This window comes from Pseudomonas sp. LS-2, assembly GCF_003605735.1.
In the GTDB taxonomy this organism is placed as follows: domain Bacteria; phylum Pseudomonadota; class Gammaproteobacteria; order Pseudomonadales; family Pseudomonadaceae; genus Aquipseudomonas.
Window position 1 is genome coordinate 44,979 of the sequence record NZ_QXTJ01000001.1, and the last position, 16,255, is coordinate 61,233.

Here is a 16,255-nt window from a genome sequence, read left to right on the forward strand (position 1 = left end):
TTAATCAGCTCGCGAGAGCAAAATATTAGTATTTTTCTCGCAACGCCCGATGACTGACTGGACTTGGCAGGCTGATTGCGTCTGCAGATGGATGTAAATAAGATCGACAAAATTTTGGAGTAGAAAATTGGACAGCGAGCATTCACGACTTTCACAAATTCAATCAATCGCATCCATTTTGTCAGCTATTGCTATCCCTATCGTTCTAGCAGTTGTCGGCTACGCCGTTCAACAGAGCATCGCTACTGACGGAATAAAGAAGGACTACGTATCTATCGCTATGGGAATCCTGAAGGACGCGGGGAATGCCCAGGATCCGGATCTAAAGAAATGGGCAGTTGCGGTAGTAGCTAAATATTCGCCGGTACCGTTTTCTGACAGCGCAACCAAGGGTCTTGAGAACGTCCAATATATTCAGCCGCGTGTCCCTCCACTCCCGGAAATTGCCCGGCAGGACGATGTTGGATCAATATGCGCCCCAAGTTGCTCAGGCGCTTTGAGCGTGAAAATGCAGGGCTGGGCGCAGAGCTTTGCCGACAACCGGGGCAAAGACAGCGATCTCAATGCCCTAAAAAGCGCCTTTGATGAGTCATTGGATATGAACCTAAAAGTTACAAAAGCGTTAGATGCGGCGAGAACATCAGGGAACGCATGCGCAGCAATATACGACGTAATTCAAAAGGAGTAGGTGGGTGGATGTTGGATGGATATGCGGGCGAACTGGCGACAGCGCTTACAGCAAGTCGTCGGGCCGGATTCGCCTGTGAGCGGTCCTACGACTCACTGACCAAGCAGTGAGGTCATCTGTCGGCGGTCATCCCATACAGTATTGACCCACCCCCTGCGCTTCTCGTTAACTGTACGCATGTACAGTATTAGAGCAGCAACCATGCATTTCCTTGTTACCCCTCGCCGCCGCCTTGGCGTGGCACTGACTGCGAAAGAGGTCAGAGATGCCACGCCTATAAAGGGTGACGTGCAGATGAACGAATCGGGCAACAGCAGTCTGGGCCGGGTGACGGTCGAGGCGTTCATCATGAAGACGGGGGATGGGCCCGACATTCTGCCGCGACTGCTGGACGCGAAGGTAACCGGTCTAGGGACGACTGGCTTGAACATCACCGGTGTCGAGGAAGTCGACGGAGCTTTCTATTTCCAGTCGTGGTGGTGCCGCTTTGGTTGAGAACCCTCTGGCCGATTGGCGGGCGGCGATCAAGGCTCGCGATGACCTGGTCACCGACCCGGAGGCTCATCGGCGCAAGCTGATCGAGCTGGCGATGCTTGCCCGCCGACGGAAACAGGTCAGCGCCGAGGAGTTGAGCGAAATGCTCGAGCTTTCGGACGCGGCCAGGCTCTGGGGATTGCTCGAATGGGAGGAGGCCGAACTCATCGGTCTTTTCGATGGCGGCAGGTTCCCGGAGGATGGCGTTCAGATAATAAGAGGGAGGGGGTGAACGTCGGCAGGACGCCGCGGTCAAGCCTTCCCCTTTGCGGCCTTCGTGATGATGTCCGCCCATTCCTGCATCATGTCCCGGCGCTGCTCAAGGTACGTTGCATGGTTGTAGACGTCGCGGATGATGCTGGTGTCCGCGTGCGCCAGCTGTCGCTCGATCCAATCCCGGTTGTACCCCTTATGGTTCATCTCGGTTGAGAACAAATGCCTGAATCCGTGCGGTGACTGTATGCCGGTTAACCCGCACCGCTCGATGACCCCGTTCGCATAATTGGTGCCGATCGGCCGCTTGTTGTCGGTCCGGTTCACAAACACGTACTGCAGATGCCCGGTGAGGGGAAGCATGGTCTTCAGTAGCTCAACCGCTTGCGTAGGGAGGGGCACGGCATGGTTACGGCGCATCTTCATTTTGCTTGCCGGTATGGTCCAGGTGGCTGAGTCCAGATCGATTTCAGACCATTCGGCGTGCCGGACCTCCCCTGGGCGTGCTGCTGAATAAAGCATGAGCATGAAGGCCGACTTGATCTGCTGGCCAACATTCGCCGCGTTGATCGTCGCCAGCGTCTTCGGCAACTCGCTGATGGGCAGAAACGGGTGGGGCTGGTGCTGTCCGATCTTCTCCGTGACTGCGTGCATTTCCGCCGTGGGGTTGACTGTAATAACTCCAGTAGCGATCGCGTACCGGAAAACCTGCCCCATCAACTGCCGTGTCTTCACTGCGGTCGCGACGGATCCTCGCTTCTCTATCCGGCGGACGATACTCACGATGTCGGACCGGGTGATCGAGCTGATCTGCCGGCTACCGAAGACCGGCAGCCAGTCCAGTTCCATGGCGTTGCTGATCACCCGCAAGGTGCCCGGCGTCAGCTTTCCTTTGCGGAAGGCGAACCACTCCTCATACACGCGGCGGAATGTGTAGCCGCTCTCCTCGAGGGCCTGAGCCCTTTTCTCCTTTCTCGATTCGCGCGGGTCAACTCCCTGCGCTACCTCTTCGCGGGCTTCATCACGCCGCGCTCGTGCCTCTTTTAATCCAATCTCTGGGTATGTGCCCAACGAAATTCGGACCTGCTTGCCCAGCCAGGTGAAACGGAAGTGCCAGCTCTTCACGCCGCCTGGCGCGATGTACATCGTCAATCCAAGCGAGTCGGCGAGCGTATAGGGTTTGTCCTTGGGTTTTGCCTGTCGAAGTGCGGTATCAGTGAGGGCCACCAGTACATTCCCTGTTGGGTTATCGGTCAATGTACTGGATGATGTACTAACTGTCGTGTCTTGGGAAGGTTTGGGACGGTACTCGGCGGTACGCCAATTCAGCGCCTTTGCGGGCTGAGGCTGTGTTTCTGACATGTGCCGGTTTGGGAGGGGAAATCAGAGTGGAAACTTTGAAGATTTCCACGGTATTGAGAGCCTTGAAAAGTGGCGATCGCCTGGGCGAAAAAATGCAGGCGGCGAGTTTACCAGCAATGGTTTATCCGGGGACAGGCGGAACCTGACCGCATGGTTAAACAAGAGGTTTCAGACGGTCTGCCAGCCGCCCGGTATCCACCAGCTCCAGAAACTCATCGCCCAATCGGCGGCTGTTCTCCATCGCCGTGCGCCAGTAGGCCTGACGCTCCTTGTCCTTGCCCACGAAACGCTTGAAGTCACTGCGGTCCGGCAATTTGCCAAAGGGCAGTGTCGACAGGTATTCCCGTGACGGCGCCAGCAGCACCACGTCCTGAAGACGGCCAAGATCGCCACGCCGCCAAGGCAGGGCCTTGTCGAACCAGCCGGGAATGATTTTGTCGGTGAAGTGTGGATAGAGCACGATGTCGCTGCCGCTGTAGGGCAGGTCCAGATGGTAGTCCAGCAACCCGCCGTCGCGGAATGTACCCGGCCCGACGCCCGGTATGTCCATCACGCCCTGCATGACCATCGGAATCGAACCCGAGGCCAGCAGCGCCTGACGCAGGTTGGACTCATTGAGGTGCAGGCTTCGGGACGGAAAATCCGTCAGCGCCGAGAGGGGAGGCGCGAGGCGAGCGTCATGCATGATCAGGCGTTCGAAGTGCCGCGACAGCCTCGCCCGGCCAATCAGGTTATTGGCAATCACCGACCCAAGGCCCAGTCCCAGGCCGCCGCGATGATCCAGCGCAAGCAGGCCATGGCTTTTCACGATCATGATGTTCAGACGGTAGTGCGGATTGCTCAGGACGCTGGCATCGCGACCCTGTAGCAGGTCGTCGAGCATCCTTACGCAGCTCTGGCTGACTTCGGCCATGGTCACGCCCTTGGCGAAGCTCTGTTCGTTATACAGCCGGCCCAGACGCTCGATACCCTCGACCGGATCAGGTAGACAGGCACTGGCGAACCGCCAGGAGCCGATGGAGGCGCCGATCAGCGAGCGTTCACGTTCGGCACGGGGCAGCCAGTCGCCGAACAGCGCCAGATCCAGCCCCTGAATGCCCAGCGCCTTGGGGCCTCCCGCCGCACCGGGAATGATGCCGACATCCGCCGGAGCCAGGCCGTGCTCACGAATCCGTGCCATCGCGCGTTTGCCGGCCTTGATCGTCAGCGTCGGGGATTTGATCAGAATGGCGCTCATGAGCACTCCGGGATTGAACAGGCGTGAATTATATATCCACTCACACGTGAGCAGCAGCTGTGCGAAATACCCTACATGGTGGCACCTAGCCAGAAAAATTCAGCTTCAGTTAAGTTCGGCTGTTTATCGTGAGCCCCGTAAACATGATCACTACCACGGAGACTCACCTATGAACATTTTTACTGCTTTTGTTGCCGCTTCTGCCCTGGTTGCCACCGCGGGTTACACTCAGGCCAAGGACCTGGGTCCTGACGAGGCGCTGAAACTGCGTGATGCAGGTACTATTCAGTCTTTCGAAAAATTGAACGCGGCGGCGCTGGCCAAGCATCCGAACGCGACCATCACCGACACCGAGCTGGAACAGGAATATGGCAAATATGTTTATCAGGTCGAATTGCGCGATGCCAAAGGCGTCGAGTGGGACGTCGAACTCGATGCGGTCAACGGTCAAGTGCTCAAAGATCACCAGGACACCTGATGATCGCCAGTAAACGTCCCCGGCGATGTTTCGTTTACTGTTTACTTGTGACTTGCGCCGTCATGACGTGCACGGTCTGTGCGGCGCGGGACCTGGACCAGGACGAAGCGCTTCAATTGCGTCAGCAGGGCGTGATACTGCCGCTGGAGCAATTCATAGGATTGGCGTTGGGGCGTTATCCCGGCTCAAAGCTCCTGGAAGCGGAGCTCGAGGAAAAACACGGCGTGCTGGTGTACGAGATCGAACTGCTGACCTCGGACCATGTGGTCCGCGAGTTGAAATTCGACGCCCGCGACACCCGTCTTTTGCAAGACAAGGAAGATGATTGATGCGTCTGTTACTGGTTGAGGACAACGTGCCCCTGGCGGATGAACTGGTCGGCACTCTGGGCCGTCAGGGGTATGCCGTCGACTGGCTCGCCGACGGACGCGACGCGATTCATCAGGGCGCCAGCGAGCCCTACGACCTGATCGTGCTTGACCTCGGTCTGCCGGGCATTCCAGGGCTCGAAGTGCTCGGTCAATGGCGTGCTGGCGGGCTGTCGACCCCGGTGCTGATCCTGACCGCACGCGGCTCGTGGGCCGAGCGAATCGAAGGCCTCAAAGCGGGCGCCGACGACTATCTGACCAAACCCTTTCACCCTGAAGAACTTCAATTGCGCATCCAGGCCTTGCTGCGCCGGGCCCGTGGTCTGGCGAACCAGCCAAAACTGGAGGCTGCCGGCCTGCATCTGGACGAGGGCCGTCAATGCGTCAGCCGTGGCGGCGAGGACATCCAGCTGACGGCGGCCGAGTTCCGTCTGCTGCGCTATTTCATGCTGCATCCGGAACAGATTCTTTCCAAAAGCCATCTCGCCGAACATTTATACGATGGCGAGAACGAGCGCGACTCCAATGTGATCGAGGTGCACGTCAACCACTTGCGCCGCAAGCTGGGGCGGGCGGTGGTCGAAACCCGGCGCGGTCAGGGGTATCGATTTGGCGGGAGCGGCGAGTGAGGTCGATTCAACGCCGTCTGAGCCTGGGCCTGATCAGCGTTCTGCTGATTATAGGGCTGGTGATGGCCCAGATCAGCCTTTGGCTGTTCGAAGTCGGCCTGCAACGCTATCTCGAATCCGGTTTGCGCAATGACAGTGAACTGTTGCTGGTGGCCATCGTTCGCGGACCCGGCGGGTTGCAGCTGGATGAGCACCGGCTGTCACCTGGCTATCAACGGCCGTATTCCGGCCACTACTTCCGCATTGATTTCGACGGTGGCCATTGGCGGTCACGTTCCCTGTGGGACCTTGAATTGCCGCAACCTGACAGAACCGGTCTGCACGCCAATCTCAAACTGGAGAAAAGCGGGCAGTCGCTTTTACTGTTGCACACCGAATACCGCAAGTTCGGCCAGACGATCTCCATCACCGTGGCTCAGGACTACACCCCGGTCCAGGCCAGTTTTGCCCTGGTGCAGCGTATCGGTCTGGCGCTGGGGCTGGCGGCGCTGATTCTGATCCTGGTCCTCCAGCGCCTGACCGTACGCCGAGCACTGCGACCGCTGGACCGCGCCCGCGAACAGATCTCCCAACTGCAACAGGGGCAACGCTCCCAGCTCGATGAAGAGGTGCCGCTGGAACTCGAACCGCTGGTGGCGCAGATCAACCATCTCCTGGCCCACACTGAAGACAGTCTCAAGCGCTCGCGCAATGCCTTGGGCAATCTGGGCCATGCGTTGAAAACCCCGCTGGCGGTACTGATGAGCCTGACCGAAGGCCAGAAGCTTGAGCAGCACCCGCATATCCGCGCGACGCTGCGTGATCAACTGCAACAGATCCAGCAGCGACTGGAACGCGAGCTCAACCGCGCACGCTTGTCGGGTGACGCGTTGCCCGGCGCGCGCTTCGATTGCGATGCCGAACTTGAAGGGCTGTTTTCCACACTGCGCATGATCCATGGCGAACACCTTGAGCTGAGCAACGACGTCCGGCCCGGGCTGGTCCTGCCATGGGATCGGGAGGACATCCTCGAGTTGCTGGGCAATCTGATGGACAACGCCTGCAAATGGGCGGACAGCCGCATCCGTCTGAGCATCACGCAGGAGCCCGGCGGTTACTGTCTGCTGATCGACGACGACGGTCCGGGGATTGCGGAAAATCAGCGCGAAGAAGTGCTGGGCCGCGGCAACCGTCTGGATGAACAAGTCACCGGGCACGGCCTGGGACTTGGCATCGTCAAGGACATCGTCGAGTCCTGGGGCGGACGGATTCAGCTGCTGGACAGTCGATTGGGCGGACTTCAGGTGCGCATCGACCTGCCGGAGCGATCAGTACACGGCGCGATCACCTGATGGCTCACCGACCTCAACTTTTGTTGTGCAGTGCCGTTAACCGTTAGGGAGCCCATTGGCGTAACGCACACAATAATAAAGGGTCACGATATCTATGCGCCTTAATCTGAAAGCCAGAGTTCTGTCTCTTGCGGTGCTTCCGGTCCTGCTGTTCGCGCTGATCATCAGCGTCAGCACGGTGTTCATGCTGCGTGAGCAAGCGCAGCGCGAAGTCGAGGAAACCCGCCAACATCTGCTCGCCGAAGCCAAGGCAACGCTGCAAAGCTATGTCGCGGTGGCTATGGGCACGATCAAACCGCTGTACGACGCCGCTGCGCCGGGCGATATGCAGGCCCGCGCAGACGTCATCAAGATGCTTTCGCAGGTCAAGTACGCCAAGGATGGTTACTTCTTCGGCTACGACTCACAGGCCGTTCGCCTGTTCAAGGGCGACAGCCCCGATGGGGTCGGAAAGAGCTTCAAGGATGCACGCGACCCTAATGGCGTCTTCGTGAACGCCGGTCTGGTCGACGTCGCGAAAGCCGGCACTCACTACCTTGAATACTCATCTCCGTTGCCCGGCTCCAGCGAACTGGTGCCCAAACTCGGTTACACCGAATACCTGCCCAAGTGGGACATGGCCGTCGGCTCTTCGGTGAACCTGGACAACATCGACGCCAAGGTCGCGGAGCTGCGGCAGACCGTCGCCGACCGCACGCAGAACATGCTCATGACGATCGTCGGCATCGCCGTGTTGGTGCTGGTGATCATTACCGTGGTCGGGATCTGGATGGCTGGCGGCATTCTGCGGCCGTTGCGTCTGATGAAGGCCAATCTGGACGACATCGCCGCAGGGGAGGGCGACCTGACCCGGCGTCTGGCAGTCACCTCTCAGGATGAACTCGGCGAGTTGGCAGGTTCCTTCAACCGCTTCGTCGACAAGATCCATGGCCTGGTCCGACAGATCGCTGAAATGACCTCGCAACTGACCGGCCTGGTCGGTGAAGTGACCCATCAGGCGCAGCGTTCCGAGCAGGCGATGGAGCGCCAGCGTCACGAGACTGATCAGGTCGCCACGGCGATCAATCAGATGTCGGCCGCTGCGCAGGAAGTTGCCAAGAGCGCTCAAGGCGCCTCGGTGGCTGCGCAGCAGACCGACGAAGAAGGTCAGGCCGCCAAGCGCGTGGTCGATGGCAGCATTCAGCAGATTCACGCCCTGGTGAGCGACATCCGCCACAGCGGCACCTCGCTGGACAGCTTGCAGAACGACGTGACGTCCATCGTCGGCGTACTGGGCGTCATCCGTTCCATCGCCGAGCAGACCAATCTGCTGGCGTTGAACGCTGCGATTGAGGCCGCGCGGGCAGGTGAAGCCGGACGTGGCTTTGCCGTGGTGGCCGATGAGGTGCGCGCGCTGGCCAGCCGTACCCAGCAAAGCACCCAGGAAATCCAGGGCATGATCGACCGCTTGCAACAGGGCACCCAGGGCGCGGTCGCGGCGATGCGACGTTCCAGTGAGGCCGGCGATGGCACCTCGGCGCGGGCCAACGAAGCCGGGGCATCGCTGGACACCATCGGGCAGTTGATCGGCACTATCAATTCGATGAACGCGCAGATCGCCAGCGCGGCGGAAGAGCAGACCGCTGTCGCTGAAGAGATCAACCGCAGCGTGCATCAGATCGCCGTGGCCGTGGAAAGCGTCGCCGACGAAACCCGTCACAGCGCCAACACCTCACGCAATCTCACCGATCTCAACCAGCGTCTGGGCCAACTGGTGGGTCAGTTCAGGATCTAAATCCCTTTGCGCGGTCGGGCCGGTTGGCCTGCCGCGCTTTTTTCTCCCGGTTCACTCCATGTCTCGCCCGCGTTACAGGCGGCACTCCTGTTGCGATTGGCGGACTAATCAATAGGCCGCGCGTTCAGCGGGGCTCAATGACATGGAAGGAACATGAACGAAACCTCGCTGCAAAACAAAACCCTGATGCTGTTGTTGGTGCTGGTGACCATCGCCTTCATCTGGATTCTGCTGCCTTTTTACGGGGCGGTGTTCTGGGCGGTGATCCTGGGCATCATTTTCGCGCCACTCCAGCGTCGGCTGTTGGCGCGTTTCGGCTGGAAACGCAACATGACATCGCTGTGCACGCTGATGGTGTGTCTGGTGATCGCGATCCTGCCGGTAATCATCATTGGCATGTTGATGGTCCAGGAAGGCGCGATGCTCTACAAAAATGTCGAGAGCGGCCAGATCGACATTCCCAAATACCTCGCTGAGTTCAAGGCCTTATTGCCCGCCTCGATGCAACATTGGCTCGACCGCCTGGGCATGGGCGACTTCAAGGGGCTACAGGACAAGATATCCAAAGCGGCGATGCAGGGCAGTCAGTACCTGGCGAGCCAGGCGTTCAGTTTCGGTCAGGGCACATTCGATTTCGTGGTGAGTTTTTTCATCATGTTGTATCTGCTGTTTTTCTTTCTGCGCGACGGGCAGGACCTGACTCGCCGAATCCGCATTGCGATTCCCCTGGCCGAGCCGCAGAAGCGTCGTCTTCAGCTCAAGTTCACCCGTGTGGTGCGCGCCACGGTGAAGGGCAATGTGGTGGTGGCGCTGACGCAAGGCGCGCTGGGTGGGTTGATCTTCTGGCTGCTGGACATTCCCAGTGCGCTGCTTTGGGCGGTGTCGATGGCGTTTCTGTCGCTGTTGCCGGCGGTGGGGGCGGGGATCGTCTGGGCGCCGGTGGCGGCGTATTTCCTGATCAGCGGGATGATCTGGCAGGGCGTGGTGCTGGGGTTGTTCGGGGTGTTCGTGATCGGGTTGGTGGATAACGTGCTGCGGCCGATTCTGGTGGGTAAGGATACGCGGATGCCGGATTATCTGATTCTGATTTCAACGCTGGGCGGGATGGCGGTGTTCGGGCTGAACGGGTTTGTGATCGGGCCGATGATTGCGGCGTTGTTCATGTCGACGTGGGGGTTGTTTACCAGTGCCAAGAAGACGGTGAGATTGCCGGGGTGAATCGGCTTCGCGGTTTATGTTGGCGCTTGGATCGCGAGTATATCCGTTATTTGTGGTGGCGCTGATGGGGTCTGGCGTTAGCCAGAACCCATCAGCGTCACCAGACAAAAAAAACCCTGCTAAAGAGCAGGGTTTTTTCATCTCACCCGATCATCACAACCCGGCGTGTTGCACCAGAGTCAGCAACGGCTGTGGATAAACACCCAGGAAGAACGCCAGCAGCGTGATGCCCAACAGCATTACACCACCCGCACGCTGCGCCCAGTTGAACGGCGCATCGTGACGCTGGATCTTCGAGTCCTGCAGATACAGCGTGACCATCACCCGCAGGTAATAGAACACACCAATCGCACTACCCACCACCAGCGAACCGGTCAGCCACCACAAGTGAGCCTCGACGCCAGTAGCGATGATGTAGAACTTGCCGATGAAGCCGGTGGTGAGCGGAATACCGGCCAGCGACAGCATCATCACCGTCAGTACGGCGGTCAGGTACGGACGGCGCCAGAACAGACCACGGTATTCGAACATCGCATCGGCGTCGCGACCGCTGTAAGGCGACGACATCAGCGTGATCACGCCGAACGCACCGAGGCTGGTCAGGACGTAAGTCACTAGGTAAACGTTGATCGCCTCGACCGCCATGCCCTTGCTCGCGACCATCGCGATCATGATGTAGCCGAAGTGCGCGATGGACGAGTAACCCAGCAGACGCTTTAGGTTGTTCTGAGTCAGGGCCAGCAGGTTACCGATCAGGATCGACGCCACGGCGATGACCGACATCACGTCGCTCAGCACGCCGCTGGTGGCAGCCGGGGAGATCTGGAACAGACGAACCAGCACACCGAACACCGCGACCTTGCTTGCAGTCGCCAGGAACGCGGCTACCGGGGCAGGGGCGCCTTCGTACACGTCCGGGGTCCACAGGTGGAATGGAACCAGCGACAGCTTGAAGCCCAGACCGACCAGCATCATGCCCAGACCCAGGCTCGCAATCGGGCTTGGCAGACCGGTGGCCGCGATGGCCTTGCCGATTTCGCCGAAGCCCAGGCTGCCGGACTCGGCATACAGCAGCGCCATACCGAACAGCAGGAACGCCGAACCCGCCGCCGACAGCACCATGTACTTGATGCCGCCTTCCAGCGAACGCTTGTTGAAGAAGGCGTAGGCCACCAGACCGTAGACCGGCACCGACAGCAGCTCCAGACCGATGAACAGGCTCGCCAGGTGTTGCGCGGCGACCAGCACCATGCCACCGGCAGCGGAGAGCAGGATCAGCAGGTAAAGCTCTTCGCGGTTGCCCGGGTAACCCGCCTTGCCTTCACCCAGATAGGCATGCGCCAGGGTGACGCACGCCAGGGTCGAGACCAGGATGATGCCGATGTACAGAAGGGCGAAGCTGTCGATCTGCAGCAGGGGCGTGACCACCAGCGGCGCGACCTTGAGGGCCGGATAGATCGACAGCAGAGCCAGGTTGAGTCCCGCTACCGTCAGCAGGAACGATTGCGAGTGATTGCGACGCCATGCGATGCCCAGCATCACCACCACGAGGGTGATACTGGTGATCAGCAGCGGCGCCAGCGCAATAAAGTGTTGAATCGTCAGGTCCATAGCGCTCTTACCGGGCCGAAGCGAGTTGAGTGAAGGCAGTGCCGAGCCATTGCTGCACGCCATGCATGGTCGCCGAGGAAGTGTCCAGGACCGGCTGCGGGTAGATACCCAGCAGGACCAGCAACACGGCCAGGCCCAGCACCATGATCAATTCCCGTCCATCCATGCCTTTGAGAATCTCTTCGGTCTTTGCAGGGCCGAAGTAGGCGCGGTGAATCATGATCAGCGAGTACACGGAACCGAACACCAGGCCGGAAGTGGCGATGGCGGTGATCCATGGTGCGCTGACGAAGGTACCGATCAGGATCAGGAACTCGCCGACGAAGTTACCGGTGCCTGGCAGGCCCAGCGAAGCGGCTGCGAAGAACAGGCTGATGGCTGGCAGGTAAGCGATCTTGTTCCACAGGCCGCCCATCTCGCGCATGTCGCGAGTGTGCAGACGCTCGTACAGCTGACCGCTGAGGATAAACAGCGCAGCGGCCGACAGACCGTGAGCCAGCATCTGGATCACGACGCCCTGCAGTGCCTGCTGGCTGCCGGAGTAGATACCGATCAGCACGAAGCCCATGTGCGAGACGCTGGAGAACGCGATCAGGCGCTTTATGTCGGTCTGGGCGAAAGCCAGGAAGGCGCCGTAGAAGATCCCGATCAGGCCCAGGATCATTGCGATCGGTGCGAACTCCGCCGAAGCGTTCGGGAACAATGGCAGGGCAAAACGCAGCAGACCATAAGCAGCGGTCTTGAGCAGGATACCCGCCAGGTCCACCGAACCTGCGGTCGGTGCCTGGGCGTGAGCGTCAGGCAACCAGGAATGCAGCGGCACGATCGGCAGCTTCACCGCGAAAGCGATGAAGAAGCCCAGCATCAGGATGTACTCGGTGCCGTGGGACAGTTTGGTTTTCAGCAGGTCGGCGTAGCTGAAGGTGATCACGCCGGTCTGGTTGAAGTGCACCAGCACCAGACCGAGGATCGCCACCAGCATGATCAGGCCGCTGGCCTGAGTGAAGATGAAGAACTTGGTCGCGGCGTAGATACGGGTCTTCTTGCCGTCTGCCGAGCTGTGACCCCAGAGCGCGATGAGAAAGTACATCGGCACCAGCATCATTTCCCAGAAGAAGAAGAACATGAACAGGTCGATGGCGAGGAACACGCCGACGACACCGCCCAGGATCCACATCAGGTTCAGGTGGAAGAAGCCGACGTTACGCTGGATCTCTTTCCACGAGCAGAGTACCGAGAGGATACCCAGCAGGCCGGTCAGCAGAATCATCAGCAGCGACAGGCCGTCGAGTGCCAGATGAACGCTGATGCCGAAGCGCTGAATCCACTGCGCCTTGAATTCGACTGCCCAGGTCGGATCCACACCGGGGGCCGGTGCGTAGGTATACGTACCGGTGCTCCACAGGTACAGACCCAGGGCAGTCAGGAGGGACATCGTGATCAGCGCAATCCAGCGCGGCAGGGTAGGGCCGAAGCGCTCACCTTGCCAGCACAGCAGGCCGCCGATAAAGGGGATCAGGATTAGCCAAGGCAGAATCATGACGGGCTCAATTCCTTTCGCAAAGTCGCAAGGTTCATGTCAGATCGACTCATCAGACCAGCACAATCGCGCCAAGCACCAATACGGCACCTGCGGCGATAGAAGCGGCATACCAGCGCAGCTGACCGGTTTCGGTGCGGCTCATCAAGCCGTTGCCGGCTTTGACTAGACGCGGGATCAGACCGATCGTGTGGTCGAGCGGGTCGCCACGCAGCAGGCGGCTGATCGCCAGGTAAGGTTTGACGAACAGCACGTCGTAAACCCAGTCGAAACCCCATGCCGCGAACCACCAGGCGGACAGGAAACGACCCGGACCGCTGTTGGCGATGGCAGTGACCAGACGACGCTTGCCGAGGAACAGCAGCGCTGCCAGCAGGATACCGGCCAGGGCGATGGCGCCCGAGGCAATTTCCAGACTGTGCTTGGCTTCGCCACCGGCATGACCCGCGCTTTCCGGCAGAACGCCCGCCAGAGGCGGATGAATCCAGGCGCCAACGAAGGTCGACAGCACGATCAGCACGCTCAACGGCAACCAGTGGGAAATCCCGTGGCCGGCGTGAGCTTCGGTCTTCGCTTCGCCGTGGAAGGCGATGAAGATCAGGCGGAAGGTGTACAGCGAAGTCATGAAGGCACCGACCAGACCGGCGTACAGCAGATACTGATGGCCGCTGGCGAAGGCTTCCCAGAGGATTTCATCCTTGGAATAGAAGCCGGCGGTGACCAGAGGCAGTGCCGCTAGGGCCGCGCCGCCGACGATGAAGCTGGTGTAGGCCAGTGGCAGTTTCTTCCACAGACCGCCCATCTTGAAGATGTTCTGCTCGTGGTGGCAGGCAACGATCACCGCACCGGAGGCAAGGAACAACAGGGCCTTGAAGAACGCGTGGGTCATCAGGTGGAAGATCGCGCCTTCCCATGCACCCACACCCAGCGCCAGGAACATGTAGCCGATCTGGCTCATGGTCGAGTAGGCGAGGATACGTTTGATGTCGGTCTGAACCAGTGCCGCGAAACCTGCCAGCACCAGGGTCACACCGCCGACGATGCCGACCAGGTGCAGGATGTCCGGCGCCAGGGCGAACAGGCCGTGTGTACGAGCGATCAGGTAGACACCGGCGGTCACCATGGTTGCCGCGTGGATCAGTGCGGAAACCGGGGTAGGACCGGCCATCGCGTCCGCCAGCCAGGTTTGCAGAGGCAGTTGCGCGGATTTACCGACAGCGCCGCCCAGCAGCATCAGGGTCGCCAGCACGATCCAGAAATCGCCGACCTTGAAGTGCTGCGGAGCACGGACCAGCAGTTCCTGAATGTTCAGCGTGCCCAGCTGCTGGAACAGGATGAACAGGCCGATGGCCATGAACACGTCTCCGATGCGGGTCACGATGAAGGCTTTGAGTGCCGCGTTACCGTTGTTGCGGTTGCTGTAATAGAAGCCGATCAACAGGTACGAGCACAGGCCCACGCCTTCCCAACCGAAGTAGATGAACAGCAGGTTGTCGCCCAGGATCAGGAACAACATGCTGGCAATGAACAGGTTGGTGTAGGCGAAGAAGCGCGAGTAGCCGTCTTCACCGCGCATGTACCAGGACGCGAACAGGTGGATCAGGAAGCCCACGCCGACCACGACGCCCAGCATGGTGATGGACAGGCCATCGACATACAGCGCGAAGTTCGGGTCGAAGCCGTCAACCGACATCCAGCGCCACAGCACCATGGTCAAGTGACCGCCTTCGGGTGGTGAGACGTTGAACTGGAAGATCACATAGGCGGCAACGATGGCCGACAGGCCAATGGAGCCGACGCCGATCAGGGCCGACAGGTTTTCCGACCATTTGCCGCGTGAAAACGACAGCAGCAGGAAACCGATCAGGGGGAATACGAAAGTCAGAAAGAGTAGGTTCATCCGCGCATCTCGCTGGCAGCGTCGATATCGAGAGTGTGGAAGCGGCGATACAGTTGCAGCAGGATCGCAAGACCGATACTGGCCTCGGCTGCGGCAAGGCTGATCACCAGGATGAACATGATCTGGCCGTCAGGCTGCGCCCAGCGGCTACCCGCCACGACGAAAGCCAGAGCAGCAGAGTTCATCATCACTTCCAGGCTCATCAACACGAACAGAATGTTGCGGCGTACCAACAGGCCCGCCAAGCCGAGGCAGAACAGGATGCCGGCGACGGCCAGACCATGTTCGAGAGGAATTTGTGCATGCATGGTGTTACTCCTTCGCCTCGTTGCGGCCGACATGGAACGCCACGACCGCTGCAGCGAGCAGCAGCATCGAGGCGAGTTCGACAACCAGCAGGTACGGACCGAACAGGCTGATGCCCACGGCCTTGGCGTCAACGGTCGTGTGGCCGATGCCCGCGCCGGTGGAGTTGGCGAACAGCACGTACAGCAGTTCAGCCAGCAGCAGGCCGCCCAGCAGGATCGGGCCGAGCCAGATGCCAGGCTTGAGCCAGGCACGTTCCTGCTGAACCGAGGCCGGGCCCAGGTTCAGCATCATCACCACGAACACGAACAGCACCATGATGGCGCCAGCGTAGGCGATCACTTCCAGAGCACCGGCGAACGGCGCGCCGAGGCTGAAGAAAGTCATGGCCACGGCGATCAGCGAAATGATCAGGTAGAGCAGGGCGTGCACCGGGTTCGTGTTGGTAATCACCCGCAGGGTGGCTACAACAGCGATGCCGGATGCGAAATAGAAAGCGAATTCCATCTTTCTTCCTTAAGGCAGCAAGCTCTTGACGTTGATTGGCTCGGCTTCGTTCTGTGCAGAACCTTTCGGCTTGCCAGCGATCGCCATACCCGCAACGCGATAGAAGTTGTAGTCAGGGTTCTTGCCGGGACCGGAGATCAGCAGATCTTCCTTTTCGTACACCAGATCCTGACGTTTGAACTCGGCCATTTCGAAATCCGGCGTGAGCTGGATAGCGGTGGTCGGGCAGGCTTCTTCACAGAGACCGCAGAAGATGCAACGCGAGAAGTTGATACGGAAGAAGTCCGGGTACCAGCGACCGTCTTCGGTCTCGGCTTTCTGCAGCGAGATGCAGCCGACCGGGCAGGCCACGGCGCACAGGTTGCAGGCCACGCAGCGCTCTTCGCCGTCGGGGTCGCGAGTCAGGACAATACGGCCGCGATAACGCGGCGGCAGGTAAACCGCTTCTTCTGGATATTGCAGGGTGTCGCGCTTACGGAAGCCATGGCCGAAGACCATGATCAGGCTGCGTAGCTGGGTACCTGTACCCTTAACGATGTCGCCGATATATTTGAACATG

17 protein-coding genes and 1 pseudogene are annotated in these 16,255 nt (G+C 59.7%); 10 read left to right on the forward strand and 8 right to left on the reverse strand.

From position 1 onward, the window contains the following. Positions 1-127 precede the first annotated feature (127 nt). The 3 genes from D3M70_RS00340 (at position 128) to D3M70_RS00350 (ending at position 1,454) form a co-directional block, all read left to right on the forward strand. Positions 128-688 (forward strand): hypothetical protein, encoded by a 561-nt coding sequence (locus D3M70_RS00340; protein WP_120123404.1) that lies wholly within the window; start codon positions 128-130, stop codon positions 686-688. Between the two features lie 201 nt (positions 689-889). Beyond that, positions 890-1,183, forward strand: coding sequence for a hypothetical protein (locus tag D3M70_RS00345; RefSeq protein ID WP_120123406.1), 294 nt, complete (start codon positions 890-892; stop codon positions 1,181-1,183). Next, entirely contained in the window at positions 1,176-1,454 is a 279-nt protein-coding gene (locus tag D3M70_RS00350; RefSeq protein WP_120123409.1) for a hypothetical protein, read from the forward strand. Before D3M70_RS00345 ends, D3M70_RS00350 begins: the two co-directional genes overlap by 8 nt. Positions 1,455-1,474: 20 nt before the next feature. Here D3M70_RS00350 and D3M70_RS00355 read toward each other — a convergent pair whose 3' ends face one another. After that, positions 1,475-2,662 carry a tyrosine-type recombinase/integrase gene (locus D3M70_RS00355; protein ID WP_120123411.1) on the reverse strand — a complete coding sequence of 396 codons (1,188 nt, stop codon included), beginning with the start codon at positions 2,660-2,662 and terminating at the stop codon, positions 1,475-1,477. Positions 2,663-2,951: 289 nt separating this feature from the next. After that, the gene (locus D3M70_RS00360; RefSeq protein ID WP_120123413.1) at positions 2,952-4,034 is read right to left on the reverse strand and encodes a patatin-like phospholipase family protein; all 1,083 of its coding nucleotides are present in this window, start codon (positions 4,032-4,034) and stop codon (positions 2,952-2,954) included. A gap of 169 nt (positions 4,035-4,203) precedes the next feature. Between D3M70_RS00360 and D3M70_RS00365 the strand changes: the two genes are divergently transcribed. The 7 genes and pseudogenes from D3M70_RS00365 (at position 4,204) to D3M70_RS00390 (ending at position 9,832) form a co-directional block, all read left to right on the forward strand. Beyond that, the gene (locus D3M70_RS00365) at positions 4,204-4,512 is read left to right on the forward strand and encodes a PepSY domain-containing protein (RefSeq protein ID WP_120123415.1); all 309 of its coding nucleotides are present in this window, start codon (positions 4,204-4,206) and stop codon (positions 4,510-4,512) included. A 62-nt stretch (positions 4,513-4,574) separates the two neighbouring features. After that, positions 4,575-4,841, forward strand: a complete 267-nt coding sequence (locus D3M70_RS00370) for a PepSY domain-containing protein (RefSeq protein WP_120123416.1) — start codon at positions 4,575-4,577, stop codon at positions 4,839-4,841. Beyond that, positions 4,841-5,509, forward strand: coding sequence for a response regulator transcription factor (locus tag D3M70_RS00375; protein WP_120123418.1), 669 nt, complete (start codon positions 4,841-4,843; stop codon positions 5,507-5,509). The genes D3M70_RS00370 and D3M70_RS00375 overlap by 1 nt, the downstream gene beginning before the upstream one ends. Next, positions 5,506-6,840 carry a sensor histidine kinase gene (locus D3M70_RS00380; protein ID WP_120123420.1) on the forward strand — a complete coding sequence of 445 codons (1,335 nt, stop codon included), beginning with the start codon at positions 5,506-5,508 and terminating at the stop codon, positions 6,838-6,840. Before D3M70_RS00375 ends, D3M70_RS00380 begins: the two co-directional genes overlap by 4 nt. A 184-nt stretch (positions 6,841-7,024) precedes the next feature. Beyond that, positions 7,025-7,756, forward strand: a pseudogene (locus tag D3M70_RS34000) (cache domain-containing protein); the annotation flags it as partial. A gap of 102 nt (positions 7,757-7,858) precedes the next feature. Then, the gene (locus tag D3M70_RS34005; protein WP_375232905.1) at positions 7,859-8,614 is read left to right on the forward strand and encodes a methyl-accepting chemotaxis protein; all 756 of its coding nucleotides are present in this window, start codon (positions 7,859-7,861) and stop codon (positions 8,612-8,614) included. Positions 8,615-8,767: 153 nt separating this feature from the next. Next, a complete protein-coding gene (locus D3M70_RS00390) occupies positions 8,768-9,832 on the forward strand; it encodes an AI-2E family transporter (protein WP_120123423.1) in 1,065 nt (354 codons plus the stop codon). A 153-nt stretch (positions 9,833-9,985) separates the two neighbouring features. Here D3M70_RS00390 and nuoN read toward each other — a convergent pair whose 3' ends face one another. The 6 genes from nuoN to nuoI are packed head-to-tail and all read right to left on the reverse strand — an operon-like array spanning position 9,986 to position 16,254. Next, the gene (nuoN, locus tag D3M70_RS00395) at positions 9,986-11,443 is read right to left on the reverse strand and encodes an NADH-quinone oxidoreductase subunit NuoN (protein WP_120123425.1); all 1,458 of its coding nucleotides are present in this window, start codon (positions 11,441-11,443) and stop codon (positions 9,986-9,988) included. Positions 11,444-11,450: 7 nt separating this feature from the next. Next, positions 11,451-12,983 (reverse strand): NADH-quinone oxidoreductase subunit M, encoded by a 1,533-nt coding sequence (nuoM, locus tag D3M70_RS00400; protein WP_120123427.1) that lies wholly within the window; start codon positions 12,981-12,983, stop codon positions 11,451-11,453. 52 nt (positions 12,984-13,035) lie between these two features. Further along, positions 13,036-14,883 (reverse strand): NADH-quinone oxidoreductase subunit L, encoded by a 1,848-nt coding sequence (gene nuoL, locus D3M70_RS00405; RefSeq protein WP_120123428.1) that lies wholly within the window; start codon positions 14,881-14,883, stop codon positions 13,036-13,038. Further along, positions 14,880-15,191 (reverse strand): NADH-quinone oxidoreductase subunit NuoK, encoded by a 312-nt coding sequence (gene nuoK / locus D3M70_RS00410; RefSeq protein ID WP_120123429.1) that lies wholly within the window; start codon positions 15,189-15,191, stop codon positions 14,880-14,882. Before nuoK ends, nuoL begins: the two co-directional genes overlap by 4 nt. A 4-nt stretch (positions 15,192-15,195) precedes the next feature. Continuing rightward, positions 15,196-15,696 carry an NADH-quinone oxidoreductase subunit J gene (gene nuoJ / locus D3M70_RS00415; RefSeq protein ID WP_081567394.1) on the reverse strand — a complete coding sequence of 167 codons (501 nt, stop codon included), beginning with the start codon at positions 15,694-15,696 and terminating at the stop codon, positions 15,196-15,198. Between the two features lie 9 nt (positions 15,697-15,705). Next, positions 15,706-16,254, reverse strand: coding sequence for an NADH-quinone oxidoreductase subunit NuoI (gene nuoI, locus D3M70_RS00420; protein ID WP_042559871.1), 549 nt, complete (start codon positions 16,252-16,254; stop codon positions 15,706-15,708). Position 16,255 lies beyond the last annotated feature (1 nt).